Origin of the sequence: Paraburkholderia hospita (assembly GCF_002902965.1) — a bacterium.
Taxonomy (GTDB): Bacteria; Pseudomonadota; Gammaproteobacteria; order Burkholderiales; family Burkholderiaceae; genus Paraburkholderia; species Paraburkholderia hospita.
Genome location: NZ_CP026107.1, coordinates 1,921,995 through 1,947,092, shown reverse-complemented (window position 1 = coordinate 1,947,092; position 25,098 = coordinate 1,921,995). Strand labels below are relative to the sequence as shown.

21 protein-coding genes are annotated in these 25,098 nt (G+C 61.9%); 15 read left to right on the top strand and 6 right to left on the bottom strand.

The genetic code is table 11. The features are described from left to right. The first annotated feature begins 22 nt into the window (after nucleotides 1–22). Nucleotides 23–1,663 carry a UbiD family decarboxylase gene (locus C2L64_RS42085; RefSeq protein WP_007586855.1) on the top strand — a complete coding sequence of 547 codons (1,641 nt, stop codon included), beginning with the start codon at nucleotides 23–25 and terminating at the stop codon, nucleotides 1,661–1,663. After that, a complete protein-coding gene (locus tag C2L64_RS42080; RefSeq protein WP_238554739.1) occupies nucleotides 1,612–2,955 on the top strand; it encodes a porin in 1,344 nt (447 codons plus the stop codon). The genes C2L64_RS42085 and C2L64_RS42080 overlap by 52 nt, the downstream gene beginning before the upstream one ends. 998 nt (nucleotides 2,956–3,953) lie before the next feature. Here C2L64_RS42080 and C2L64_RS42075 read toward each other — a convergent pair. From C2L64_RS42075 to C2L64_RS42065, 3 genes are all read right to left on the bottom strand, one after another. Then, nucleotides 3,954–4,787: an ABC transporter ATP-binding protein gene (locus tag C2L64_RS42075; RefSeq protein WP_007586861.1), complete on the bottom strand. Its 834-nt coding sequence runs from the start codon at nucleotides 4,785–4,787 to the stop codon at nucleotides 3,954–3,956. A gap of 55 nt (nucleotides 4,788–4,842) precedes the next feature. Further along, on the bottom strand, nucleotides 4,843–5,835 hold the full coding sequence (locus C2L64_RS42070; RefSeq protein WP_039901194.1) for an ABC transporter substrate-binding protein: 993 nt from the start codon (nucleotides 5,833–5,835) through the stop codon (nucleotides 4,843–4,845). Nucleotides 5,836–5,909: 74 nt separating this feature from the next. Beyond that, nucleotides 5,910–6,701, bottom strand: a complete 792-nt coding sequence (locus tag C2L64_RS42065) for an ABC transporter permease (protein WP_039901195.1) — start codon at nucleotides 6,699–6,701, stop codon at nucleotides 5,910–5,912. Nucleotides 6,702–7,089: 388 nt separating this feature from the next. On the opposite strand from C2L64_RS42065, the gene C2L64_RS42060 reads away from it, so the two are divergent. From C2L64_RS42060 to C2L64_RS42030, 7 genes are all read left to right on the top strand, one after another. Further along, the gene (locus C2L64_RS42060; protein WP_007586866.1) at nucleotides 7,090–7,926 is read left to right on the top strand and encodes an alpha/beta fold hydrolase; all 837 of its coding nucleotides are present in this window, start codon (nucleotides 7,090–7,092) and stop codon (nucleotides 7,924–7,926) included. A gap of 28 nt (nucleotides 7,927–7,954) precedes the next feature. After that, complete coding sequence (locus C2L64_RS42055; protein WP_007586867.1) at nucleotides 7,955–8,851, top strand: FAD binding domain-containing protein; 897 nt, start codon at nucleotides 7,955–7,957, stop codon at nucleotides 8,849–8,851. Continuing rightward, nucleotides 8,851–11,166, top strand: coding sequence for a xanthine dehydrogenase family protein molybdopterin-binding subunit (locus C2L64_RS42050; protein WP_007586868.1), 2,316 nt, complete (start codon nucleotides 8,851–8,853; stop codon nucleotides 11,164–11,166). Before C2L64_RS42055 ends, C2L64_RS42050 begins: the two co-directional genes overlap by 1 nt. Before the next feature lie 3 nt (nucleotides 11,167–11,169). Continuing rightward, on the top strand, nucleotides 11,170–11,667 hold the full coding sequence (locus C2L64_RS42045; protein ID WP_007586869.1) for a (2Fe-2S)-binding protein: 498 nt from the start codon (nucleotides 11,170–11,172) through the stop codon (nucleotides 11,665–11,667). Between the two features lie 97 nt (nucleotides 11,668–11,764). Continuing rightward, entirely contained in the window at nucleotides 11,765–13,144 is a 1,380-nt protein-coding gene (locus tag C2L64_RS42040) for an MFS transporter (protein WP_007586876.1), read from the top strand. Between the two features lie 2 nt (nucleotides 13,145–13,146). Further along, nucleotides 13,147–13,524: a RidA family protein gene (locus tag C2L64_RS42035; protein WP_007586878.1), complete on the top strand. Its 378-nt coding sequence runs from the start codon at nucleotides 13,147–13,149 to the stop codon at nucleotides 13,522–13,524. A 24-nt stretch (nucleotides 13,525–13,548) separates the two neighbouring features. Next, on the top strand, nucleotides 13,549–14,583 hold the full coding sequence (locus C2L64_RS42030) for an XdhC family protein (protein WP_007586880.1): 1,035 nt from the start codon (nucleotides 13,549–13,551) through the stop codon (nucleotides 14,581–14,583). 16 nt (nucleotides 14,584–14,599) lie between these two features. Here the strand turns inward: C2L64_RS42030 and C2L64_RS42025 are convergent, their stop codons facing one another. Beyond that, the gene (locus C2L64_RS42025) at nucleotides 14,600–16,228 is read right to left on the bottom strand and encodes a class I adenylate-forming enzyme family protein (protein WP_007586882.1); all 1,629 of its coding nucleotides are present in this window, start codon (nucleotides 16,226–16,228) and stop codon (nucleotides 14,600–14,602) included. Nucleotides 16,229–16,232: 4 nt separating this feature from the next. Beyond that, complete coding sequence (locus C2L64_RS42020) at nucleotides 16,233–17,198, bottom strand: LysR substrate-binding domain-containing protein (RefSeq protein ID WP_039901196.1); 966 nt, start codon at nucleotides 17,196–17,198, stop codon at nucleotides 16,233–16,235. A 414-nt stretch (nucleotides 17,199–17,612) separates the two neighbouring features. Between C2L64_RS42020 and C2L64_RS42015 the strand changes: the two genes are divergently transcribed. The 5 genes from C2L64_RS42015 (at nucleotide 17,613) to C2L64_RS41995 (ending at nucleotide 22,372) form a co-directional block, all read left to right on the top strand. Then, nucleotides 17,613–18,050 carry a PaaI family thioesterase gene (locus C2L64_RS42015; RefSeq protein WP_007586886.1) on the top strand — a complete coding sequence of 146 codons (438 nt, stop codon included), beginning with the start codon at nucleotides 17,613–17,615 and terminating at the stop codon, nucleotides 18,048–18,050. A 168-nt stretch (nucleotides 18,051–18,218) separates the two neighbouring features. Further along, on the top strand, nucleotides 18,219–19,676 hold the full coding sequence (locus C2L64_RS42010; protein WP_007586887.1) for a UbiD family decarboxylase: 1,458 nt from the start codon (nucleotides 18,219–18,221) through the stop codon (nucleotides 19,674–19,676). Nucleotides 19,677–19,806: 130 nt separating this feature from the next. Continuing rightward, nucleotides 19,807–20,436 carry a CoxG family protein gene (locus C2L64_RS42005; protein WP_007586889.1) on the top strand — a complete coding sequence of 210 codons (630 nt, stop codon included), beginning with the start codon at nucleotides 19,807–19,809 and terminating at the stop codon, nucleotides 20,434–20,436. 26 nt (nucleotides 20,437–20,462) lie between these two features. Continuing rightward, nucleotides 20,463–21,878 carry an MFS transporter gene (locus C2L64_RS42000; protein ID WP_090836065.1) on the top strand — a complete coding sequence of 472 codons (1,416 nt, stop codon included), beginning with the start codon at nucleotides 20,463–20,465 and terminating at the stop codon, nucleotides 21,876–21,878. A 197-nt stretch (nucleotides 21,879–22,075) separates the two neighbouring features. After that, nucleotides 22,076–22,372, top strand: a complete 297-nt coding sequence (locus tag C2L64_RS41995; RefSeq protein WP_007586894.1) for a DUF4148 domain-containing protein — start codon at nucleotides 22,076–22,078, stop codon at nucleotides 22,370–22,372. 557 nt (nucleotides 22,373–22,929) lie between these two features. Here C2L64_RS41995 and C2L64_RS41990 read toward each other — a convergent pair. After that, on the bottom strand, nucleotides 22,930–23,556 hold the full coding sequence (locus tag C2L64_RS41990; RefSeq protein WP_007577574.1) for a glutathione S-transferase family protein: 627 nt from the start codon (nucleotides 23,554–23,556) through the stop codon (nucleotides 22,930–22,932). A gap of 237 nt (nucleotides 23,557–23,793) precedes the next feature. Between C2L64_RS41990 and C2L64_RS41985 the strand changes: the two genes are divergently transcribed. Then, nucleotides 23,794–25,041, top strand: a complete 1,248-nt coding sequence (locus tag C2L64_RS41985) for a Zn-dependent hydrolase (RefSeq protein ID WP_007577571.1) — start codon at nucleotides 23,794–23,796, stop codon at nucleotides 25,039–25,041. The last annotated feature ends 57 nt before the right edge of the window (nucleotides 25,042–25,098 follow it).

The following is a 25,098-nucleotide window of genomic DNA, read 5'->3' as shown; positions in this document are numbered from 1 at the left end:
CAAATGCATTAACCGGACAACCATGAAAAATTTCCCTTCCTTCCAGACACACTTGCAGGCCTTGGAAGAAAAAGGTCTCGTCATCCACGTCCATCGCGAGATCAACAAGGACACCGAGCTGCATCCGCTCGTACGTTGGCAGTTGCGCGGCGGCATTCCCGAATCGGACCGCAAGGCCTTCGTATTCCATAACGTCGTCGACAGCAAGGGACGCCGGTTCGAACTGCCTGTCGTCGTCGGCGCGCTGTCGATCAACCGGGAGGTGTATTCGATCGGTATGGGCGTACCCGTCGACGAGATTGGCAAGAAGTGGCAATACGCGAAGGGACACCCGATCGATCCCGTCACCGTGGATGAAGCGCCGTGCCAGGAAGTGTGTTTCATCGGCGACGATCTCGACGTCGACGGACAGGGTCTCGAACATCTGCCGATTCCGATTTCGACGCCGGGCTTCGACAACGCGCCATACACGACCTGCTCGCAATACATCTCCGTCGATCCGGAGAACGGCATCCAGAACATGGGCACGTATCGCGGGCAGATCAAGGGCAAGCGCCGGGTCGGCTGCAATCCGTCGATTGAAATGGGGCAGGGCATCTATCAGCACTGGCTCAAATACAAGGCCATGGGCAAACCAATGCCTGCCGCGCTGGTGATCGGCGGACATCCGGCCGTGTCGTTCTGTTCCGTGCAGAAGCTGCCGATCGACGTGGACGAACTCGGCGTCGCGGGCGCGATTCTTGGCGAGCCGCTGCGCGTCGTGAAGTGCAAGACCAATGATCTACTCGTGCCCGCCGACGCAGAAATCGTGATCGAAGGCTTCGTGCCGACGGATACGCTCGAACCGGAAGGACCTTTCGGCGAGTCGCACGGTCACGTGAACCTGCAGGAATTCAATCCGTACATGAACGTCACGGCGATTACGCGCCGCAAGAATGCGCACCTCGTGTCGATCATCAGCCAGGTGACGCCGAGTGAAAGCTCGCTGGTGAAGAAAGTTGCGTTCGAACCGCTGTTCCTCGATCACCTGCGCAACTCGCTGCGTATTTCCAGCGTGGAAAAGGTCGTGATGCACGAGCCGCTCACGAATCTGCGCAAGCTCGTAATTGTCGTTTTCAGCGAGAAGGCCACTGAAACGGAGATCTGGCGCGCGCTGATGGGCGCTGCCTCGCTACAGCCCGCCGTGGGCAAGCTGGTCGTGGCCGTCAGCAACGACATCAACCCGGAGAACAGCGATGCGATCTTCTGGTCGATGAGTTACCGGATGAATGCAATCAAGGACGTGCAGATCCTGCATGGGCGTGACACGGGGCATGGTCCGCGCACGTCGGGCGCGCAGCGCGGCGACGACGCCGTGGACGGCGTGATCCTGATGAATGCGACGCGCAAGGAAAAGCTGCCGCCGTTGTCGCTGCCGACGAAGCCGTACATGGAAAACGCAAAGGCGATCTGGGAAGAGCTGGGCTTGCCGGCGTTGCGTCCCGAATGGCCGTGGTACGGCGTGTCGATGGGCGACTGGGACGAGCGCAACGAATCGATGGCGCAGCGCGCGGTGAAGAGCGAGTACTTCAAGACGGGTGAAGAACAGACGCGTCAACGTGTGGGTCCCGAATGGATCAACAAGGACTCGGACTGGTACTTCGAGGAAAAGAAGGACATGTAAGCGGCCGCCGAAAGCGGTCCTGCCAGAGCAGCATCAGCGGAGCGTCTCGCGTGGGTGTCGATGATTGGCCGACAGGAGCGGACAGAACATCGAACGGCAGTGCACGCGAGACGCTGACGCACATCCACGGTGGACGGCGCGGGAAGCGTCACATCCCGCACGTCCCGCCACATGAATACAACGACATTGATGGAGGAGATATGGACGAAAAAGGAGGAGTAGTTTCCGCGGCGCGCATAAGCAGCCTGAGGCGTTCGCTGACAGCGTTGACTTTGCTTGGTCTTTCGGGCGGCGCGGTTCATGCGCAGAGCAGTGTCACGTTGTATGGGTCTCTGGATGGCGGGTTACGGAATCTCGTGAACGGAACGAAGTCGGGTGGCGCTGCGCTGTCGATGGCTTCCAACGGCGTTTACAACTCGAACCGCTGGGGCTTCGAAGGCAAGGAGGACATCGGCGGTGGCTATTATGTGCGCTTCAATCTGGAAGCGGGCTACGTGCTGTCGACGGGTGCGAACAACAATACGAGCAATCAGCTCTTTCAGCGCACGTCGACAGTGGGGTTTGGCGGGCCATTCGGCCAGATCGACATGGGCCGTCAGTTCACGTTGCAGCATTATCTGATCAAGGACTTTGAGCCGTTCGACTTTCATTACCTGAGCATTACTGAATCGACGGCGGTCTCGGGTGGTAACACGGGCCGTGACGATAACGATATCAACTATCGTGGTGTTTTCGGGCCTTGGGTGATTCGTGGAGAATATGCGCTGGGTGGCGTGCCGGGTAGTGCCGCGCATGGCTCGACGTTGGCGGGTGGCGTGAATTACCGCACGCAACTGTTCAAGCTGGGCGCTGGCTATACGCACAAGTCCAATCCGTTGTCGGCTACGTCGAGTCAGTACTTCAGCAACGATCAGTACACCGCGGGCGGGACGGTAACGGTCGGGCCCGTCGATGTGATGGCGGGGTATTCGCTGAATTTGCAGGACGTGCCGGCTAGCGTGCATAGCATGACGCGGAATCAGTATTTATGGGGCGGGGTGCGGTTTCAAATGACGCCTTTCTTCAACGTGACTGCGGCGTATTATGACAACAAGAATAAGACGAATGGAGTGGACGGCAGAAAGGATGTGGCGATTCTTGGGGTGAGTTATTTGCTCTCGAAGCGCACCGAGCTTTATGCGGATATTGACTATACGCATTTCACGGGCGTGTATGTGACGAATGCGACCTTGAATCCCTCGCAGCATGAGAAGCAGACGGGTGTTTCGTTTGGTATTAATCACTGGTTCTAGGGGGGCGCTGGCGCGCTGGTTTTTTTTCTGCGGCGCGCCTTTTTCTGTTTGTCACGGGTTGGGTGCTTTTGCCATTCGCTGGCATCCGGGTTCGCGCGTTTGCGGCGTGGGCGTTGTCGGGCGGTGTTTTTGCCTGTGCTCTGGCATCCGCGCTTTGCCGTCGAGCTTCAAGCGTCGCCCCTGTGCGGGGCGGCACCTACTTTTCTTTGCCGCCGCAAAGAAAAGTAGGCAAAAGAAAGCGGCTAACACCGCCAGTTCTTGTATTTGCCTGAGGGCCCCCAAAGGGTCTTCCGCTTCACACGGCAATCATGTGACCCATGTTCGTTGCCAACGCTCTTGCGGTGCGCCTCACCCGCTTCACGCACCCGCGCTGCACCATGCCGTGCCAGATATTCCACGGCCGCCCAGGTGGCAAACTGTGTGTAGGCCGTAGAGCCACACACGCCTCACTTCGGACCCGATAGCGCACGCGTTCCACCCTGTAAGAGCGCTAACGTGTACGCCGCGACAACCTACACACAGTTTGCCACCTGGGCGGCACATATCATTCGCTGTCGTTAGCCCGTGCACGGGTATTCGAAGCGGGTGAGGCGCTCATTCAGCGCGTTGGCAACGCAAGCAGACAAGGATGTTGCCGTGTGAAGCGTAGGACCCTTTGGGGGCCCTCAGGCACGAAGAAATGTTGGCGGTGTGAGCCGCTTTCTTTTGCCTACTTTTCTTTGCGGCGGCAAAGAAAAGTAGGTGCCGCCCCGCACAGGGGCGACGCTTGAAGGGGTAAGTCATCACGCGGATGCCCGCGCAAAGGCCAAAACACCGAACGGCGACGTTTGAAGCACGCTAACAAAACGCGGATGCCAGCGCAAAGGCCAAAACACCAAACGGCGACGCATGAAGCACAAAGCCATAATCCGGATGCCAGCGAAGAAAGCAACCAGCCCGACCAGCGACACTCACGCAGCAAAGGCAAAAACGCCTATAGCGTCGCAGACAAAAAAAAGCTAGTGCTCGTCCAACGACCCCTGCGCATTGAAATGCGCCCGAATAGTCTTGGTGTAATGCAAAAACGCCGGCGTAGCCATAACCTCTAACGGCCTTGGCCGAGGCAACTCAATATCATAAATCGCAGCAATAGCACCAGGCCGCTCCGACATCACCAAAACCCGATCAGAAAGAAAAACCGCTTCCGGAATGCTATGCGTAATCAAAAGAACAGTCTTCTTCGACTCCAGCCAGATCCGCTGCAACTCCATATTCATACTTTCCCGCGTCATCGCATCGAGCGCACCGAACGGCTCATCCATCAACAGCACAGCCGGCTCGTGCAGCAGCGCGCGACAGATAGAAACCCGCTGCTGCATGCCACCCGACAACTGCCACGGGTATTTCTCCTCGAATCCGCCAAGCCCAGCCATGGCAATCAGCTTCATCGCCTTCTCACGCGCATCGCGCTTCGGCATACGCCGCATTTCAGCCTGCAGCAAAATATTGTCCAGCACATTCCGCCATGCCAGCAGCACAGCACTCTGAAACACAATCCCGACATTCTTCTGCGGCCCGCGAATCGGCTGCCCCGACAGCGTCATCGTCCCAGACGAAATCTCTTCAAGCCCCGCGACCATCTTCAGCAAGGTACTCTTGCCACATCCGGACGGTCCCACGATCGACACGAACTCCTGCTCGCGGATATCGAAGTCGAGCGGCCTGAGCGCCTGCATCATCCCCTGCGCGCTGCGGTAGCTCTTGGTGACGCCGCGTAACTCGATCAGCGGTTTCGCAGGCATCGGTGCGGGCGATCGGTAATGCTTTTCATCAAGCTTCAGTACAGTGGTCATAGCGGGGCCGGTTTCAGATGAACAATATGGGGGGGAGCGATGGTTCAGGCGCGGCTCAGGGGACGAATGCACCCGTGTAATACTTCGCGGGCACGTTAGCCGACGGATCGAGCTTGCTGTATTGCACGATCGAGGCCACCGAATCGTTGATGTTCTTCGTGCTGACATGGAAGATCGGCGCCTGCTCGGTGTCAGGCGTGCGGTAGAACGGAATCGTCGCCTTGAGCGTGCGAATCATCGTGTCGCGCGAGCCGGCTGCGGGCAGCGTCTTGAGCAACGCATCGACGGCGGCAGCAGGGTCCTTTTCGCTGTCGTTCACCGCCTTCGCCGTGGCGCGCATGAAGCGCTTGAGCAGGTCGGCATTGTCCTTGATCATGTCGTCGCGCGTGATGATGCTCAGCGTCGCGACATTCACGTTGTAGTCGGCAAAAAGTATTGCGCGCGCTGGTTTCTTCGTGGCCTGCTCGACGGAGATGAGGGGAATCGTCGCAAAGCCGACGAGCAGATCGGCCTGGCCCGTAATCACGGCATTGATGGTGGTCTGCGGGTTGCCCGTGATGGTCTTGAAGTCGGAATCCTTCAGGCCGACCTTGTTCATGAACATCGTCCAGAGCTGCGACGATGCATCGCCCGGCGCGACGGCCACGGTTTTGCCCTTGATGTCCTGCGGCGTTTTGATGTTCTTTTCCGCAAGGCCGACCACGGAGGTCGGGTTCTCCTGCATCAGTACGCCAATCGCCTTGATGGGCGCACCCATCGCGGCCACTTTCACCATCGTGCTGAAGTCGGCGTAGCCGATGTCGACGTTATGCGTCGCGACGGCCTGCACGGTCGGCCCCGAGCCGTGTCCTTCCATCAGCTTCAGATCGATGCCTTCGGCGTCGTAGTAGCCCTTCACCTTGCCGAGGTAGAACGGTGCCACGGCGCCGTTGACCGTGTAGTTGAGCATCATCGTCAGCGAGTCTTTGGCATAGGCCGCCGTGCTGCCACAACAGATCGCCGCAATGCTCAGCGCGGCTGCCATGCGCGATAACCTTCTGGACTTCATGTCGTCTCCTGCCTGGTTTTAATTGGGTATTCGAAGCGCGCGGAGCGCAACACGCAGCACGCAGCGCGCGCGTGTCAAGCGCGGCCTAGTGAGCGCGTGCGGTGTGACGCATGCCAGGGAATGGCGACGCGCTCGAGCATGTCAATCGCGACGAACAGCAGTGCACCGATCACCGACAGCACCACGAGCGCGGAGAAGATCAGCGGCTGGTCGAAGTTGCCGTTCGCGCGCTGCAACACGAAGCCAAGGCCCGAGTTCGCGCCGACGAACTCGCCGACCACGGCGCCCACTACGGCGAGCGTGATCGACACCTTCATGCTGGAAAAAATTGACGGCAGTGCATGCGGCAGGCTGATCTTGAAGAACGTCTTCACGGGCGAGCTGCCCATCGACTTTGCTAGATCGATCAGGTCTTTCTCGACAGACTTGAAACCCATGACAGTCGATACGACCACGGGAAAGAAGCCAAGCAGAAACGCTACCAAGATGCGCGGAAAGAGACCGAACCCAAACCACACGACAAAAAGCGGCGCAATCGCCACTTTCGGAATGCTCTGCGAGAACACGACGAGCGGATACAGATAGCTTTCTATCACCGGCGACGCGGCAACCAGCATCGCGATCGGCACGCCGATCAATACCGACAGCGCAAACCCGCCCAGCGTTGCGTAGAGCGTCGGCAGCGACTCCTGCAGCAGCATCGACCATTGCATGGCGATCTGACGCATGATCGCTTCGGGCGTCGGTACGAGGTACGGCGGGATCTTGAAGATGCGGATCACGAGATCCCACACGACGAGTATCGCCACGATCAGCAGCAGCGGACGGACCCACTGCGAGTTCAGCACTTTCCTGGTGAAGTTCACGGCATTCGACCTTACTGGTTGAGAGGCGGATAGAGAACCACGGGACCGCGGATTCGCGCAGCGCGTGGCCATGGAACGGCACGCTCTGGCAGCAAGATTGACGGCGAGCCAGGCGACGGGCAAACGCTAATTGTTCATGCCGTACATGAGAGAAATTCATCCCCACGCCACATGCGACGCACACGGGCGGATCGCTGCACATGACTTAGAACGCCCGTTCGCAGCCAATGAATACTTTTCATGCGTTGCATGAAAGATCGTCGTTTGCCGCGTCATCCGCCAGCCAGCAATATCCATCTGCGAGTTCGGAGAGCCGGACACCGGCCCATTCCCGACAGCATTTCGTAGCACCTCATCCGATAGCACCTGACAGCCTGCGGAGCACGCAATGAATCAACCGATCAGTCCCGATGTCGTCTCGTCCCACGTCACCGTGCGGGACGGCACGCGCATCGGCTACAACCTCTATGGCGGAAAAGAAAACACGGTACGCGTGGTCCTCGTGCATTCACTCGCGATGGACCGTCACTTCTGGACGCCCGTCGTCGAGCGGCTGATGCCGCGCGCGGCCGTGCTCGCCATCGATGCACGCGGCCACGGCGCATCGGACAAGCCGGCCGGCCCGTACACCGTGTCGCTGTTGGCGCAGGACGTGTATGACGTGGTGCGCGCGACGGACTTTCGCAACGTGCTGATCGCGGGCGCGTCGATGGGCGGCTGCGTCGCGTTGGAGTTCGCCGCGACCTATCCCGATACGATTGCCGCGGGCCTGATCGACACGACCGCGTGGTACGGCGAGACCGCGCCGCAGGACTGGGACGCGCGCGCCCAGAAGGCGGAAGCGGGCGGCCTCGCGCCGCTGGTCGAGTTCCAGACGACGCGCTGGTTCAGCGACGCCTTCCGCGCCGAGCATCCCGACGTCGTGCAGCGCTGCGTCGATACGTTCTTGCGCAACGAAGTCGCGCCGTTCGCGGCGACGGGCCGCATGCTGGGCTCGTTCGACGGACGTGCACTGATGCGCGACGTGCGCGTGCCGACCTGCGTGATCGTCGGCGAAGAAGATTACGCCGCGACGCCCGCGATGGCGCGCGCGCTGCACGAAGGCATCACCGGTTCGACGTTCACGGAAATCCCGCAAGCGCGACACCTCACGCCGCTCGAGACGCCGGATATCGTGGCGCGTGAACTGCACGCGCTGCTCGATCGCGCGGGCTGCGCGCGCTAGCCCCATACAGAAACAAGGAGTGCATTAGATGATTCCGTTTGAGCTCGCCAGGCCACGCTCGCTGAAAGAAGCGATCGCGCTGCTCGATCCGGAAGACCCGGATATCCGCCCGGTCGGCGGCGGCACGGCGGTGATGTTGATGATGAAAGCGGGCGTGCTGCGGCCGACGCGCCTCGTCAGCCTGCGCGATATCGAACCGCAATACGCGCAGGTTCGCGTCGGGGCAAACGGCGAGCTGCGCATCGGCGGGCTCACGCGTCTCGCGACGCTTGAGCATTCACCGCTCGTGAAGGAAGGCTGGCCGCTGCTGTCGCGCACGTTGCGCACGCTGTCGAACGTGCGGGTGCGCAATGTCGCGACGATCGGCGGCAATCTCGGTCACGCCGATCCGCACATGGACATGCCACCCGTGCTGACGTCGCTCGGCGCGCGCGTGACGATCACCGGTCCGAACGGCGAGCGCACGGTGCCCGTCGAAGAACTGTGCACGGGCTACTACGAAACAGTACTGGCCCGCGACGAACTGATCTCCGAAGTCATCGTGCCGCCGCAGGCGGGACGTCCAGCTGCCTATATGAAGGTCACGACGCGCGCGGCGCACGACTGGCCCGCGCTTGGCGTCGCTGTCGTGCTGGACATGAAAGGGCGGCAGATCGATCGCGCGAGCGTGATCGTCGGCGCGGCGACAGACCGTCCGACGCGGCTCACGCAAGCTGAGACGCTGCTGCGTGGCGCCTCGCCCGACGATTCCGCGATCCTGCGCGACGCGGGCGAAGCGGGCGCGGCGCAGCTCGATATCGTCGGCGACCCTCACGGCTCGGCGAGCTACAAGAAGCAATTGCTGAAGGTCTATCTGGGCCGCGCGGTACGCACGGCGCTCGCCGCCGCAGAAGGACGCGCTGCCCCATTCGAGGGTCATGCCTGATGAAGATTGAAACGACGCTGGAAGAACAGCCAGCACAAAAACAGGTGGGCCGCGCGTTGAACCGGCTCGAAGCGCGCTCGAAGGTGACGGGCCGCGCGGAGTACATCCACAATCTCGTGCTGCCGCGCATGCTGTACGGCAAGATCTTTCGCAGCACGGTTGCGCACGGCAGGATCGTCAGCATCGACACGAGCGCCGCGCGCGAGCTGGAAGGCGTGTTCGCGGTCTATACGGGCGAGGACGTCAAGAAGGTGATCCCCGAGCCGTATTTCGGCCCGGCATTTCACGACCAGCCGATTCTCGCGCTGGAAAAGGTGCGCTATATCGGCGAGGCCGTGGCCGTCGTGCTCGCGGCGGATCCGCATATCGCCGAAGAAGCGACGCATCTGATCATGGCCGAGTACGACGAACTGCCTGCCGTGTTCAACGAGGTCGAGGCCGCGCAATCGGATGTGCTGGTGCACGATTTTCTGCGCCCGGCGGGCACGTTCCCCGATCTCAAGCATCTGGCGGGACGCAAGGGCACCAATGTCGCGCTCGACTTCCAGTTGCGGCGCGGCGACGTCGACACTGCCTTCACACAAGCTGCGCATGTGTTCGAGGACACGTTCACGACGCAGCAGGTCATGCACACGCCGCTCGAGCCGATGGTGTCGCTCGCGGAACCGGACCTTGGCTCGGGTATGTTGACGGTGCACACGGCGTCGCAAAGCCCGTCGTTCGTGCGCATCGAGATTGCGCGCCTGCTCGGCTGGGACGAGAACCGCGTGCGTGTGAAGTCGGGCCTGCTGGGCGGCGGCTTCGGTGCGAAGCTGTACATCAAACTCGAAGCGCTCGTGGTTGCGCTTGCATTGCTGTCGCGGCGCGCGGTGAAGATATCGCTGACGATGGAAGAGCAGTTCTTCACGATCACCAAGCACGCCACCACCTTCCGCATGAAAACGGCCGTGAACGAAGCGGGCCACATTACCGCGCGCAAGTGCGAAGTGTGGTGGAACGGCGGCGCGTATGCCGATATCGGGCCGCGCGTCACGCAGAAATCGGGCTTCACCGCGTCAGGTCCGTACGATATCGAGAACGTGTGGATCGATTCGTATCAGGTGTACACGAATCTTCCGCCCGCAGGCGCGTTCCGCGGCTTCGGCATTCCGCAGATGGTGTGGGCGTACGAGAGCCACGCCGACATGATCGCGCGCGCGCTGCGCATCGATCCGCTCGAATTCCGCCGCCGCAACATTCTGCGCGAAGGCCGTCCGCACGCGACGGGCACGCCGATGCACGATGCCGCGATCGACCTCGTGCTCGAACGCGTCGCGCAGCGGATGAACTGGAGCGCGCCGTTCGAGCGCGGCACGGGTGCGCTGCGGCGCGGGCGCGGCATCGGCATCGGCTTCAAGGCGCTGGTTGCGCCTACAACGTCGGTTGCGATGGTGAGCCTCGCGGGTGACGGCAGCTGCACGGTCTATTCGAGCACGGTCGATATGGGCCAGGCGTCGGAGACAGCGATTGCGCTGATGGCGGGCGACGTGCTGGGCATTCCCGCCGAACGCATCAAGGTGATGCGTCCCGACACCGACGTCACGCCGTACGACATGGCGACGCTCGGCTCGCGCTCGACCTTCCATATGGGCCACGCGGTGCGTCTGGCCGCCGAGGACGCGAACCGCAAGCTCGCCGAGCTCGCCAACGAACTGGGCCTGCCGCCCGTGCCCGCGATTCGCGCAGGCGAGCTGCTGCGCCGCAAGTACGGGATGCAGGCGGGGAATATTGTCGGCATTGGCAGCTTCATTCCCAGCTACAAGTCGCCGGCGCACGAGACGGGTCAATCGGAAAACATCACGCCGAACTGGATGGTGGGCGGCTGCGGCGTCGAAGTCGAGGTGGATACGGAGACGGGGCATTTCAGGCTGCTGCGCTTCGAAAATGTGGTCGATTGCGGTACGCCGATCAACCCGAAGGTCGTCGATACGCAGATTTCCGGCGCGGCGATCATGCAACTCGGTATCACGCTGTTCGAGCGGATGGAGTTCGACGAAGTCGGGCAACTGCGCAATGCGTCGTTTGCCGAATACAAGATTCCGGGCATCCACGACATTCCGGCGAGGATCGGCCGCGAAACCGTCGATTCCGTGCAGCACAACGGGCCGTTCGGCGCGAAGGGCGTCGGCGAAAGCGCGACGTTCGGCGTGGCGTCGGCGATTGCCGAAGCGATCGAGGATGCCGTCGGCGTGCGGCTCAAGTCGCTGCCACTCACGCCCGAGAGTGTCTACCGCGCGTTGCGCGCTGCGTGCAACGAACCGCTATCCGAGGAATAATCCATGAGTGCCACTTCCATCACGATTCATTTCACGCTGAACGGCGAGCGGGTGAGCGCCGAGATCGAGCCGCATCACACGATTCTCGAAGTGCTGCGACAGCAGTTCGCGCTGTACGGCGCGCGCGAGAGCTGTGGACAAGGCTTGTGCGGCTGTTGCACGGTGATCGTCAACGGCGAGAGCGTGTCGGGGTGTCTGTATCTCGCGGCGATGGCCGACGGCGGCAAAGTCAGCACAGTCGAGCATCTGGATGCGGACGGCGAGCTCGACGTCGTGCAGCAGGCTTTCATCGAATGCGGCGCGTTTCAGTGCGGCTTCTGCACGTCAGGCTTCATACTGATGAGCCGTCAGCTGCTCGATCGCAATCCCGATCCGACGGAAACTGAGATCAGGCATTTTTTGTCGGGTAATCTGTGCCGTTGCGCGGCGTATCCCGAGATCATCGAGGCAGTGAAGCTCGCTGCGAGGATGCGCAAGCCGGCGGGCGCTGTGCCGGCGTAACGCGCCACGCGGCTACTGCACCACATAAGAACGATTGCTTTGCGTGAGGCGGGAGCTAACTCCCATCCACAGCTTTGCATGGGACAGGAGACGGTCGATGCAGCAACCCCTGGAGGAGACGTCCGGCGGCGTGCGCGCGCAGGCACGCGACGCGGACGCGGATGTCGTGTGGTATCGCTCGATCAACCGCCAGCAGTGGAGCGCGCTCGCCGCGTCCAATCTCGGCTGGTTCTTCGACGGCTATGAGACGTATGCGCTGGTGCTTACCGTGGGCGTCGCGCTCGGCCAGTTGCTCGAGCCGGCCGCGCACGCGCAGATTCCGTTCTATGCGGGGCTCGTGATCGCGCTGACGCTGCTCGGCTGGGGCATCGGCGGGCTCGTCGGCGGCATACTGACCGACTACATCGGCCGCAAGCGGATGATGATGCTCGCGATTCTCGCCTACTCGCTCACGACGGGCCTGAGCGCATTCGCGTGGGACTGGACGTCGTTTGCGGCACTGCGCTTTATCGTCGGCCTCGCAATGGGCTCCGAGTGGGCCACGGGCACAGCGATGACAGCCGAAATCTGGCCCGACCGCCATCGTGGCAAAGGCGCCGGACTCATGCAATGCGGACTCGGCATGGGCTTTTTCATCGCGTCGCTGATATGGCTTTTCATGAGCGGCACGGGCGTTCACGCGTGGCGCTACATGTATCTGATCGGCGTGCTGCCCGGACTCGCGACGCTGTGGATGCGCGCGGGCATTCCCGAATCGAAGCAATGGGAGCGCGTAAACGCGCAGCGCAAGGCCACGCTCGAACGCAAGAGAGCGGGCGCGTCGCTCGACGACCGCGAACAGGCGCTCGCGCGCTTCACGCTGAGTGATCTGCTCGCCGACCCGAAGCTGCGCCGCAGAACGTGGATCGCAGTGTTGATGTCGCTCAGCACGACGCTTGGCTGGTGGGGCATTTCGACGTGGGTGCCGCCTTATATCGGCGCTGTAGCGGCGCATGCCGGTCTGCATGCCGACCGGTGGGCCAGCTTCGCGGGCATGGCCTACAACGTTGGCGCGATCGCGGGCTATATCGGCCTCGGTTTTCTCGCCGACGCCTACGGACGCAAGCGCATCACTTGCCTGTTCTTCGCGATGGCGTTCATCATCACGCCCGTGCTCTTCATGTGGACGCACGATGTCGCGTTGCTGCTCGCGGTCGCCTGCGTGTCGGGCTTCTTCAGTCTCGGCCAGTACACGTGGATGCCGACGTGGCTGCCGGAACTCTATCCGACGCGCGTGCGCGGCACCGCGATCGCGTTGTGTTTCAATGTTCCGCGTTTTCTCGCATGGACGGGGCCGCTTGTCGCCGGCACGCTGATCGCCCGCTTCGGCGGCTATGGTCATGCGGCCGTGACGGTCGGCTTCATCTATCTCGTCGGTCTGGTGCTCGCGCCATGGCTGCCGGAGACGCGCGGCAAACCCTTACCCGAACAGGTCTGACAATGAACTTTATTTTCACCGAGAAGGCGCCGTCCCCGGGCGGTCATTATTCACAAGCCACGCAGGCAGGCGGCTTCACGTTCGTCTCGGGCATGCTGCCCGGACCGGGCGTCGCCACCGACGGTCCCGACAACTTCGAGCGCCAGGTGCGCGCGACGCTCGCACACTGCCGGAACGTGCTCGAGGAAGCGGGCTGCGGACTGACAGACGTCGTGCAGTGCACCGCGTATATCGTCGATGTGAAGAACTGGCCGGAGTTCAACCGGCTGTACGCGGAGTATTTCGGCGCGCACAAGCCTGCGCGCGCCGTCGTGCCCGTGCCCGAGCTGCATCATGGCTTTCTCGTCGAGTTGCAGATGGTCGCGTATCGTGCCGCCTGAACACGCGGAGTCAGGGAGGAGACGATGGACAGCATCGACGTGACCGTGCTGCATCACGCCGTCGACTGGCTCAAGGCAGGCCGACGCGTGGCGCTCGTGACAGTGACGCGCACGTGGGGTTCGAGCCCGCGTCCCGTCGGCGCGTGGCTCGCGATGCGCGACGATGGCGTGGTGAGCGGGTCGGTATCGGGCGGCTGCATCGAAGACGATCTGATGGAGCGTGCCCGCGCGCAGATGCTGACGGGCGAGCGGCCTGAAGTCGCGACCTATGGCGTCAGCGCAGAGGAAGCGCGGCGCTTCGGTCTGCCATGCGGCGGCACGATGCAACTGGTGATCGAGCCGCTGGCGGGCGATGCGTCGCTGACGGCGATGATCGAACTGCGCGATCAGATCGCGGACGGCAATCTGATCGCGCGCGAACTGGATCTTGCGAGCGGCCGCGCGCGGCTGCGCCACGCATTACCCGACGAGCAATTGCGCTTCGACGGTAAAACGCTGGTGAGCGTGCATGGTCCGCGCTATCGGTTGCTCATCATCGGCGCGGGCGACCTGTCGCGCTTTCTGGCCGTCATCGCAAGCGGGCTCGGTTATCAGGTGACCGTTTGCGATCCGCGCGAGGAATACACCGATGCCTGGTCGATGCCGGGCGTGCGCATCGTGCGGACGATGCCCGATGATACGGTGCTCGACATGCGTCTCGACGGGCACAGCGCCGTGGTTGCGTTGACGCACGATCCGAAGCTCGACGATCTTGCGCTGATCGACGCGCTGCAGACCGACGCGTTCTACGTCGCGGCGATCGGTTCGCGCCGCAACAGCGACGCGCGGCGCGAACGGCTCAGGCTGTTCGAGCTGAACGACGCGCAGCTGGCGCGGCTGCATGGCCCGGCGGGTATCTATATCGGCAGCAGGACGCCGCCTGAAATCGCGGTATCGATTGCAGCGCAAATGACGGCCGCGAGAAACGGCGTGAAGCTGCCGCATTCGCTGGAGATTGCGCAGGCGAAGCGTGAACTGGAACCGGGCGCGTTGTGTCCGGTGCTAGCCGAGGCGCACTGAAACAGGCGCGGCGCGTCTATTCGCACTCCGGTTCGGACAGATCGCGCCGCGAATTGACGATCTGCCACCACTGCTGACGCAGCGCGTCGCGCAGGATCTTGCCGCGCGCGCTGCGCGGCAGCGCTGCGATCACGAAGACTTCCTTCGGCAACTTCTCGCGCGCGAGATGCTCGCGGCAATGCGCGCGCAACGCTTTTCCATCTGGCGCGGCGCCTGGCTGCGCGACCACGAAGCACACGGTTTCCTGTCCGTACACGGGGTCGGGCACACCCAGCGCCGCGACGTCCTGGACCTGCGGATGCGCGCGCATCACGTCTTCGATTTCCTGCGGCACAATCTTGACGCCGCCGCGAATGATGAGGTCGTCCATGCGGGCGGCCATGCGCACGAAGCCTTGCGCGTCGCGCGCGGCGATATCGCGTGTGAACAGCGGCGTGCCGCGTATCGGCAGTAGCGTGCCGTCTCGTTGCAGCACGCCAAGCGCCAGCTTCGCGCCGTCCACCACGACCTGGCCTTCAACGTCGGGGCCGCACGACATTCCTTCGGGATCGACGATATCGAACGCGATGTGCGCGGCCGGATAGCCGACCGTGCCGATCTTGCGCCGCTGCAGCCGGTTGCCGCACATCCATCCCGCTTCCGACGATCCATACAGGTTCAGGATGCGGATGCCGTACAACTGTTCGAATCGCCGCCACTGAACGGGCGACAGCGGCGCCGTGCTGCATGTCATCGCGCGCAACGAGGCGAAGGTGCCGGCCGGCATGTCGAGTGGCGCTTCGAGCAGCATGTTGAGCACTGTCGGCACGCCCGCGCACACCGTGACCTGCTGATCGCGAATCCAGTCGCCGAAGCGGCTGCGCGAGAAGCGCCGCGCGACGCACAGCGTCGAGCCGAGTTGCAGGAAGGGAATGAAGCTGAGTATCTGCGCCGAGTACCAGTCGAACGAACGGTATTCGAGCATGCGGTCGTCGCGGCTCAGGCCGAGCAGGTCGATGCTGTCGAGTCCGTTGAGCCAGTAGCACGCATGGTCGTAGACGACGATCTTCGGGATGCCCGTCGTGCCCGACGTGCAACACATCGATGCGATATCGTTTGCGTCGGATACCGTTGCGACGTCTGGCAAAGGCGTCGTGTCGAGGTGCTCTGTATCGTCCGGCTGAGGGGCGAGGGTGATTGCATCGCCGCCACGAATAGCGCGCACTCGATCCGGCAATGTCCATGAAGCAAAGCGCACCACACGCACTTGCGCACCCGCGACGGCCGTATTGGCCGCATCGTCGGGAAACACGACGAGATCCGGCTGGATCGTATCGAGCAGCTTGCGCGCCGTTTCATGGCCGATGAAGAGCACGTCGAGCGGACACACGATTGCACCAAGACGCCACGCGCCGAGCCACAGCAACAGCTTGTCGGGCGCTTCACAGTCGGCGAGCACGACGCGCGTGCCCTTCGTTACGCCACGCTGCGCGAGTTGCCGGGCGATCGAGTCGACGGCTTGCGCAAGCTGTTCGAAGTTCATGCTGACCTGCCCGTCGACATCCACGATCGCGGGCTTGTCAGGCGTTTCCAGCCGGTGCTGTTCGAGCAGAGCGGCAACGGTGCGCCAGGTCGGGTCGGCTACGGGGTGACGGGCGCTCGACATGAACTCAGCAAGGCTCCGGCACGGACGGCGCCATGACGCGACGAGGCGTCGCCGCGCTGTCCGGGGCATGGTTTTCGCCGAGACGCGCGAGCGCCCATTCGCGGAATATCTCGACCTTCTTCGTGCGCGCCTTGTCGTTGGGCGAGGAGACGAAATACGCGGAACTGGACGGCACGCGCACATCGAACGGCGCCACGAGCTTGCCGCTCGCCAGATCGCTGTCGACGAGCGGCGTACGGCCAATGGCAATCCCGACGCCGTCGCAGGCTGCGGCAAGCGATGTCAGTTGCAGGTGGAACACCGACTCGCCCGCGAATTCGACGGGCTCGCGCACTGCGGCTTCGAGCCACGCGGGCCAGTCGTCCTGATACATCGAATAGAAGTAGGTGCGAATCTGCCGCATGCGCGCGAGACCTTCCGCGACCGAGCCGAACTTGCCCGCTTCTTCGAGCACGGCGGGCGAGCACACGGGAAAGAACTCCTCGCCATGCAGCCGGTCGGAGCGCGCCGACGCCCAGCGCCCGGAACCATAACGGATCGCCACGTCGTAGCTGTTGCGGTCGAACTCGTTGAAGGTGGAACTGGTGGCGACGTGGACCGTGACGTCGGGGTAAGCGCGCTGGAATTCGGGCAGCGCGGGGATCAGGCATTTGACCGCGTAGGTGGGCAGACACGTGACCGTGAGCACCGTGCTCGGTTTTTTCTTGCGCGCATGCGCGGTTGCGATGGACAGCAGATTGATCGCCTCGTGCACGGAGTCGAGATACTCGCGTGCGGCAGGCGTCAGCGTCAGGACATTGCGGCGCCGCACGAACAGCTTCACTTCGAGCCGTTCCTCGAGCGTCTTGATCTGATGACTGATGGCCGTTTGCGTCAGTTCGAGTTCCTGTGCGGCGCGGGTGAAGCTCAGGTGTCGCGATGCGGCCTCGAACGCAAGCAAACTCTGCAGAGAGGGTATGTAGGGTCTCATCTAGATGTCAGCGCCATACAAGTCACCTGGTAACGGATTGTAGCGGGTTTCATCGGCGGATTCCGATGCGCTGCGCGGCCGTGCAAGCGCCCGGCGGCTGCCCAGGCTGAAAGCCGCCGGATGCACGGATGATCGGCCCGATACGACCCCTGCGGAAATGAAACTTTTTCATGCCGGGCATGAGAAAAGTTAGTTTGCGCATGCCGAAAGCGCTCATGCACTCTTGGTCCCGTTGGACGAAGCGTCCTCTATTGGCGTAGATGAATCAATTGTTGCAAACCCGGAACATCCGATATCCATCGGCGGTGTGCGGGCGACCCGCGGCCCTGCACGCGGTTTGCAACGCGCGCTGTGCAAGGACAACAAGAAGCGACGAGCGGGACGTGCCGTTCGTTCGCAGAAGGGAGAATAACGATGGACATCGATGTGCTGGAAAATCCGTTTCTTGCCAGCCTCGGCATGACGCGTAGCGATTGGCGTGAAGGCTACGCGGAATTTCGCCTGGATCTGCAGCCTGAATTGCTGAATCGCCAGCGCGTGTTGCAGGGCGGCGTGGTGGCGACGTTGCTCGACGCCGCCTGCGGGTACGCGGGGCTGTACAGCGCCGATCCGCAACGGCCTATTCACGGCGTGACCTTGTCGTTGACACTGAACTTTCTCGACAAGGGCGTTGGCTCGACCTTGATCGGCAGAGGCATTCTCGAACGCAAGGGCCGCTCGATCTTCTTCGCGCGCGGCGAAGCGTGGATCGATTCGAAGACACTGATCGCTACGGCACAAGGCACGTTCAAATACGCGGGCGGTTATGGACGGCGCGAGCCGTCGAATCCGCCCGGCGGCGAACTCGACTGATTCGCCTCATCGCATGAATCCTTCTCATCCCCGATATGAACGATGGTCGTTTGCGCCGCATATTGCGTTGCCTCAATGTTGCGCAATGTTGCGATGGGGCAGCTTTCGAGCGTCGCGCTACCGGCATGTAACGCCCGTCAGGAAACGCAGTACAAGGAGACATAGGACGTGACAAAGAATTCGAACACTCATTCGCTGGATCTGCGTGCATGGCTTGACGAGGCGCGCGCGCTCGGTGAACTGACCGACGTATCGGGCGCCGACTGGAACCTGGAACTGGGCGCGATCAGCGAGCTGAACGTGAAGAAGGAACGGGCCGCCGCGCTGCTTTTCGACGACATTCCCGGTTATCCGCAGGGACATCGCGTGCTGACATGCAGCACCGCGAGCCCGGCGCGGCTTTCGTCGATCTTGCGCGTGGGACATCAGGCTACGCATCGCGCGCTGGTGGAGACGCTGCGCGGCAAGCCGAAGCAATGGCAGGCCCATGCGCCGGAATACGAACCTGTGACGACGGCGAGCGGTCCGGTGTTCGACAACATTCAATCGGGCGCCGACGTCGACCTGTTCTCGTTTCCCGCGCCGCTGTGGCACGAGAAGGACGGTGGCCGCTACATCGGCACGGGCTGCATGGTCGTCACGAAAGATCTCGACTCCGACTGGATCAACGTCGGCACCTATCGCGTGATGATTCACGACAAAAATCACGTCGGCCTCGACATGATTCCGGGCAAGCACGGCGCGATCCAGTACGACAAGCACATGAAAGCGGGCAAGCCGTTCCCGGTTGCGATCGTGATCGGCTGCGACCCGCTCGGCTATCTGATTTCGGGCATCGAAGTGCCGTTCGGCATGTGCGAGTACAACTACATCGGCGCGATATTGAAGCAGCCAGTTTCAGTGGTGAAGGGGCAGTTGACGGAACTACCGTTTCCGGCCGCATCGGAAATCGTGATCGAAGGCTATGCGCATCCCGGCGACGTGAAAATCGAAGGGCCGTTCGGCGAATTTCATGGCTATTACCCGGGCAAGGCGGAGACCGCGCCCGTCGTGACGATCGAGCGGATCTACTACCGTAACAACCCCATCATCATGGGCAGCCCGCCCGCGAAGCCGCCAAACGACTATTCGTATTCGAAGGCCGTGATGCGCTCGGCGCTGCTCGTCGATGCGCTGCAGGCCGCGGGCGTGCCGGACGTCGCGGGTGTGTGGGCGCATGAGATAGGCGGCGCGCGCATGTTCAACGTTGTGGCGATCCGCCAGCGCTATGCGGGCCACGCGCGGCAGGCAGGACATATTCTCAGCCAGTGCGGCGTTGGCGCGTACATGTCGCGCTATTCGATCGTGGTCGACGACGATATCGATCCCGCCAACCTGCAGGAAGTGATGTGGGCCGTCGCAACACGCACGGACCCGGACATCGATATCGACATCGTCAAACGCGGGATGGGTTCGAAGAACGATCCGATGTCGATCGCGAATCCATACAAGGCGCCGTTCAATTCGAAGGCGATCATCGACGCATGCCGTCCGTTCGATTTTCTTCACGAGTTTCCGCAAGTCGCGGAAGCCAGCAAGGAATTGCAGGAAAAGACGCGCGCGAGGTGGGAACACATTCTCGGCTGATGCGGCGCGGAGTGGCACGAGGGGCACTAAGCGGCGCGGTCACGCGCTGGATACGGATCATGCAAGCCGCCGTCTTTTCTGGCGCGCAGACAGACGCGCCTTTGATGGCGGCTGACAAGGAGAATGACAGATGGAACTGACAGGCGAACAGATTCTGCCGCTGCCGCGCGAACGCGTATGGGCTGCGTTGAACGACCCGGAGATTCTCAAGGCATCGGTGCCGGGCTGCGAGTCGTTCGAACGCGTCGACGACAACCAGTTTCAGATGGTGATGGCCGCGAGCGTCGGCCCGATCAAGGCGCGCTTCAAGGGCAAGATGGTGCTGACCGATTTGCAGCCGCCGCAATCGTATTCGATGACCTTTGAAGGATCGGGCGGGGCGGCCGGTTTCGGCAAGGGCGGCGCGCATGTCGATCTGCTGACCGATAGCGCCGGCACGCGTCTCGTGTACCGCTCGCATGCGCAGGTGGGCGGGCGTCTCGCGCAGGTCGGCGCGCGTTTGATCGACGGTGTCGCACGGAAGATGGCTGAAGACTTTTTTGGCCGCTTCACGGCGGCTGTCGTCGGTCCGCAGGAGCAGGTAGCGGGTGATGATGCGGCGATGTCGACCAATAACGCATCGGGCCCGGCGACGATGCATTCGTCCTCGTCTGCGCCATCGTCCGCGCAACCGGTACGAAGCGCGGGCGGCAAGACCTGGCCGTGGGCCTTGGGCCTCGTGGTCGTGATTGCATTGATCGCCGTGTACGCGTTGCACTAACAAAAATAATGGCAGAGGAGACGACGATGCACGAAAGCAATGCGCTGCAGGGCGCAGTGAGACAGGAGGTCACGCAGACTGCGACCGTTCAGGCTACGGCAGATGCGGCGAAAGAGGCGCTGATCCGGCGCATCGAGAGCGTGCCGTTTTCGCGTTGGCATACGAAGGCGCGGATCATCATCGGCAGCGCGACGTTCTTCGACGCCTTCGATGCGCTGTCGATCGCTTTCGTGCTGCCCGTGCTGATCGGCCTGTGGCATATCGAGCCGCTCGAAATCGGCGTGCTGATCGGCGCGAGCTATATCGGGCAATTCGTCGGCGCGCTGATATTCGGCTGGTACGCCGAGCGGCGCGGGCGGATTCGCAGCGCGACCATCGCGATTGCGATCATGTCGGTGATGAGCATGGGCTGCGCGATGAGCGGCAGTTTCGCGATGCTGCTTGTGTGCCGGTTCGTGCAGGGCATCGGCGTCGGTGGCGAGATGCCTGTCGCCGCGACGTACATTAGCGAGTTGTCGAATGCGCACGGGCGGGGCAAGTACTTTCTGCTGTACGAGTTGATCTTCCCCGTTGGGTTGATGGCGACAGGACAGCTCGGCGCGTGGCTCGTGCCGATCGTCGGATGGAAGATCATGTTCTGGATCGGCGCGGTGCCGGGTCTGGCGATCGCGGTGCTGGTTTCCCGCTTGCCGGAGTCGCCGCGCTGGCTGATCGCGAGAGGACGCCTCGACGAAGCGGAAACCGTCGTCAGCGCGATGGAAGCGAGCACCGATCGCCGCATCGCGCCCGGTCCGAGGAAGCAGCCGATCAATGTCTCCGCGAATGCGCGCGCGGGCTGGCGTGAACTGCTGTCGCCGTTCTATCACGGGCGCACGTTTGTCGTGTGGGCGTTGTGGGCGAGTGCGTTCTTCATCGCGAATAGCCTCAATAACTGGTTGCCTACGCTGTACCGGTCGTTTTATCACCTGCCGTTGCAGACGGCGCTGCGTGCTGCATCGATGACGAATATTGCGCAGGTCGCGTTGCTGCTCGTTTGTGCTTATGTGATCGATCGCGTCGGGCGCCGTAACTGGACTGTGGCGGCTTTTTGTCTTGCTGCCGTTCTGTTCGCATGTCTAGGAGTGTTCGGCGCGCACGATGTGTGGGCCGCAATGGTGCTCGGGACGTTGAGCTATGGGCTGATTGGGTCGATTGCGGCTGTGCTCTATCTGTACACGCCTGAGGTTTATCCGACTCGAATGCGCGCGACTAGTACAGGGCTCGCGACTTCCTGGCTGCGGTTGGCGTCTGCTGTCGGGCCGTCGCTGGCCGGGTTGCTGCTGCATAAGCAAGGCATCGGTTCTGTGTTTGTGATGTTCGCGATGGTGGCCGTGTTTGGTGCGCTTTGCGCGATGAAGATGACGGAGACGCGAGAGCGGAGTCTGGAAGAGATTGCGCCTTAGATGAAGGGTTTTTGTTCGTCTGAGTTGATCTGCAAGGAGCATTGCGACTAAGCGAGTGTGAGCTGAATGTGAGGCGCGGCAAGGCGTCTGTCATCGACGGTAACGAGTTGCGCTTCGTGGTTGCGTGGCGTGCGCTGCGTTGTGCCCGTTTCTGGGGGTAAGATAGGGTTTACGCTAGAGCCCTATCGGAGGCCACCATGAAACTTGTCGCGAATGTTGCTGTGATTTCTGCTGTCTTGTTGTTGCCACTTGCCGCTTATGCGCAGTCGAGTGCGCCTCTCACGCGTGCCGAGGTTCGGCAGCAGGTTATTGAGCTGGAGAATGCGGGGTATAACCCGTCGACTTCGGATTCGACTGCTTATCCGGAGAATATTCAGGCAGCGCAGAATCGGCTAAATGCCGCTAAGGCTGGCGGTGGGTATGGTGGGGTCGCTGATAGTTCTGTCAGTTCCGGGGCGGGGCGCAGGTTCTATCAGGGCGATGATTCGCAGTAAAGTTTGGTGTTTGCTGCGCAGGCGGTTTGGTTTTTTTGCCTTTACGCTGGCATCCGCGTTTGGGCCTTCGTGGCGCGGCCGGTTTGGTTTGTTCTTTCGCCGGCATCCGCCTTATGCCTTCGTGCTTCAGGCGTCGCCCCTGTGCGGGGCGGCACCTACTTTTCTTTGCCGCCGCAAAGAAAAGTAGGCAAAAGAAAGCGGCTAACACCGCTAGCTCTAGTTATTGCCTGAGGGCCCCCAAACGGTCCCACGCTTCACACGGCAGCGAATCTGCCCGCGTACGTTGCCAACGCACTGAACAGACGCATCACCCGCTTCGAACTCCCGCACAAAGGCCGGCGTTGGCGAACGATTTCGGCCCTATAGCGGCAAACTGTGTGTAGGTTGTGCCGTCGTACAGGGTAGCGCTCTTACATCAAGGCACATCGCGCGCTATCGGGTTCGAAGTGACGCGTGTGCAGTGCTACGGCCTACACACAGTTTGCCACCTGGGCGGCAGAGGAGTCCCAATCAGACAGTGTTTCGCATTGGCGTGCATCACTTCTTCTGACACGTACTCACGCGAATGCGTAAGGTCCGCCTCTTTCAATTGCGGCTCGATATGCGGGCCGCGAGTGAATGCGATGCAGGAAGGCGTTTAGATTTGCGTACCGGTCATCGAGTCCGCCGCGTTGACGGGCGGCCTCTAACGGGAAGCTCATCATGATATCGACGGCAGTAAACGATTCACCGGCAAACCACGGTCGACTGGATAATTCGCTATCCATCCACGCGAGATGGTCTTCGAAAGAACGCCTCACATCCGCCGCAGCCGTACGCCCCGCCTCGCCCATTCGCCCCAGAACAAGTAGCGCGAAAAGCGGAGGCATCAGAGAGCCCTCGGCGTAGTGCATGAAGTGTTGATATCGGCGAGCGCTCTCCGGTTCAGCCGGTCTGCCGATCTTCGCGTCAGCACCGTCCAGAATGTGCTCGAAGATTAAACCCGACTCGGCAAGCGTCAGGTTGCCGTCCTGAACGAGCGGCAGCTTGCCGAGCGGATGTATTCCGCTCACGGCGGGCGGCGCCTGGCCAGTGATCGGATCGCGATTGTAGCGAATGACCTGATAGGGCAACGCCAGCTCTTCGAGTAGCCATAGAACGCGCTGCGAACGCGAGTTTTCGAGGTGATGCACGGTGATGTTCATGCAAGGTCCCACACATTAACTGCTTGCCGAAGGAGGTCGATGTCGGCATGCGTAGATTGAAAGTGCGACCGAGTCTACGTGGGGCGAAGGTATTCGATAATCCGTCAGTGGAAGAATTCACTCTTCTTGTAACGCGAACGCTCGTGGCCCGCGCGTGCGGGCATCATCCAGCACGAGTTCATTGGGTTGATGCGAAAATCGTGCTTTGCTCACCGACTCATGTTTCGGAGAACTCGCGTGCACGACTTCCCACGCATCAATCCCGTTCGCCTGCTCGACGATCTCAAGACCTTGCGCAGCTTTGGCGCCAATGGACCCGGCGTAGTGCGCCTGTCGCTCTCACCGATCGATATGGAGGCGCGTCGCTGGCTCGCGGGGCGCATGACGGATGCAGGACTGGATGCAATTATCGATGGTGTCGGGACGGTGTTCGGGCGCTCGCGCAAGTCCGGCCCGGCGCTCGTTATCGGCTCGCACACCGATACGCAGCCGACTGGCGGCTGGCTGGATGGCGCGCTCGGCGTGATCTATGGCCTCGAAATCGCGCGCGCCCTTGACGAATGCGCTGCGACGCGCGACCTCGCGGTAGACGTTGCATCGTGGATCGACGAAGAGGGCACATTTTCGAGTTTTCTTGGCAGTCGCAGTTTCGTCGGCGATGCAATCGATGCGTCGTTACAGCACGCGCGCAATCGTGACGGCGTGCTGCTCGGCGACGTGCTCGCACAGGCGGGCGTGGCGAATGTGCCGCGTGTGGTGCTCGATCGTGCGAGACAACGCGCGTATCTCGAACCGCATATCGAGCAGGGCGGTCGGCTGGAAGCATCGGGGAAATCGATTGGTGTGGTGACGACGATTGTCGGCATCCGCGAGTTTCAGTTGCGCTTCACCGGGCAGCGGAATCACGCGGGCACGACGCCGATGTCCATTCGACGCGACGCGGGCGCGGCGTTGGTTGCATTCATCGCGCGTGTTGACGCTGCGTTTGATCGGCTGGCGGACGCGGATACGGTGTGGACTGTCGGCCGGATCGATCTCGATCCGGGTTCGTTCAGTGTGGTGCCGGGCAAGGCTGATATGTACTTGCAGTTCCGTGACGGTAACCCCGGGCGGCTGCATGCAATGGAAAACGCGCTTGCTGCGTTAGTGGATGAGTGGAATTTGCAGCATGCCGTGCAGGTTGAGCTGATACCTTGCGATGGTCCAGAGGAGCCGGTCGTGATGGATACGGCGTTGCAGCAGCATATTGCGCAAGCGGCCGAAGCAGTCGCGCCGGGTCAGTGGATTCACATGCCGAGCGGTGCGTCTCACGATGCGCAGGTGATCGCGCATCACATTCCCGCATGCATGCTTTTCGTGCCGAGCATTGGCGGCGTCAGTCACGATTTCATCGAGGATACCGCCGAGGCGCATATCGTACTCGGGTGTGATGTGGCGGCGCGGGCGGCGGCGGGGATCGTGGAAGCGTTGCGGCGTTCAGCTTGATGGCTGATTTTTGGGGGCCGAGGTTCTGGGGGAGGGTCGTCGAGCCCCGCTCGTTGG

What these genes read in the sequence shown, in the direction of transcription:
- C2L64_RS42085 (WP_007586855.1), top strand. Translation starts at nt 23, where the DNA reads ATGAAAAATTTCCCTTCCTTCCAGACACACTTGCAGGCCTTGGAAGAA.
- C2L64_RS42080 (WP_238554739.1), top strand. Translation starts at nt 1,612, where the DNA reads ATGGATCAACAAGGACTCGGACTGGTACTTCGAGGAAAAGAAGGACAT.
- C2L64_RS42075 (WP_007586861.1), bottom strand. Translation starts at nt 4,787, where the DNA reads ATGACCACTGTACTGAAGCTTGATGAAAAGCATTACCGATCGCCCGCA.
- C2L64_RS42070 (WP_039901194.1), bottom strand. Translation starts at nt 5,835, where the DNA reads ATGAAGTCCAGAAGGTTATCGCGCATGGCAGCCGCGCTGAGCATTGCG.
- C2L64_RS42060 (WP_007586866.1), top strand. Translation starts at nt 7,090, where the DNA reads ATGAATCAACCGATCAGTCCCGATGTCGTCTCGTCCCACGTCACCGTG.
- C2L64_RS42055 (WP_007586867.1), top strand. Translation starts at nt 7,955, where the DNA reads ATGATTCCGTTTGAGCTCGCCAGGCCACGCTCGCTGAAAGAAGCGATC.
- C2L64_RS42050 (WP_007586868.1), top strand. Translation starts at nt 8,851, where the DNA reads ATGAAGATTGAAACGACGCTGGAAGAACAGCCAGCACAAAAACAGGTG.
- C2L64_RS42045 (WP_007586869.1), top strand. Translation starts at nt 11,170, where the DNA reads ATGAGTGCCACTTCCATCACGATTCATTTCACGCTGAACGGCGAGCGG.
- C2L64_RS42040 (WP_007586876.1), top strand. Translation starts at nt 11,765, where the DNA reads ATGCAGCAACCCCTGGAGGAGACGTCCGGCGGCGTGCGCGCGCAGGCA.
- C2L64_RS42035 (WP_007586878.1), top strand. Translation starts at nt 13,147, where the DNA reads ATGAACTTTATTTTCACCGAGAAGGCGCCGTCCCCGGGCGGTCATTAT.
- C2L64_RS42030 (WP_007586880.1), top strand. Translation starts at nt 13,549, where the DNA reads ATGGACAGCATCGACGTGACCGTGCTGCATCACGCCGTCGACTGGCTC.
- C2L64_RS42025 (WP_007586882.1), bottom strand. Translation starts at nt 16,228, where the DNA reads ATGTCGAGCGCCCGTCACCCCGTAGCCGACCCGACCTGGCGCACCGTT.
- C2L64_RS42020 (WP_039901196.1), bottom strand. Translation starts at nt 17,198, where the DNA reads ATGAGACCCTACATACCCTCTCTGCAGAGTTTGCTTGCGTTCGAGGCC.
- C2L64_RS42015 (WP_007586886.1), top strand. Translation starts at nt 17,613, where the DNA reads ATGGACATCGATGTGCTGGAAAATCCGTTTCTTGCCAGCCTCGGCATG.
- C2L64_RS42005 (WP_007586889.1), top strand. Translation starts at nt 19,807, where the DNA reads ATGGAACTGACAGGCGAACAGATTCTGCCGCTGCCGCGCGAACGCGTA.
- C2L64_RS42000 (WP_090836065.1), top strand. Translation starts at nt 20,463, where the DNA reads ATGCACGAAAGCAATGCGCTGCAGGGCGCAGTGAGACAGGAGGTCACG.
- C2L64_RS41995 (WP_007586894.1), top strand. Translation starts at nt 22,076, where the DNA reads ATGAAACTTGTCGCGAATGTTGCTGTGATTTCTGCTGTCTTGTTGTTG.
- C2L64_RS41990 (WP_007577574.1), bottom strand. Translation starts at nt 23,556, where the DNA reads ATGAACATCACCGTGCATCACCTCGAAAACTCGCGTTCGCAGCGCGTT.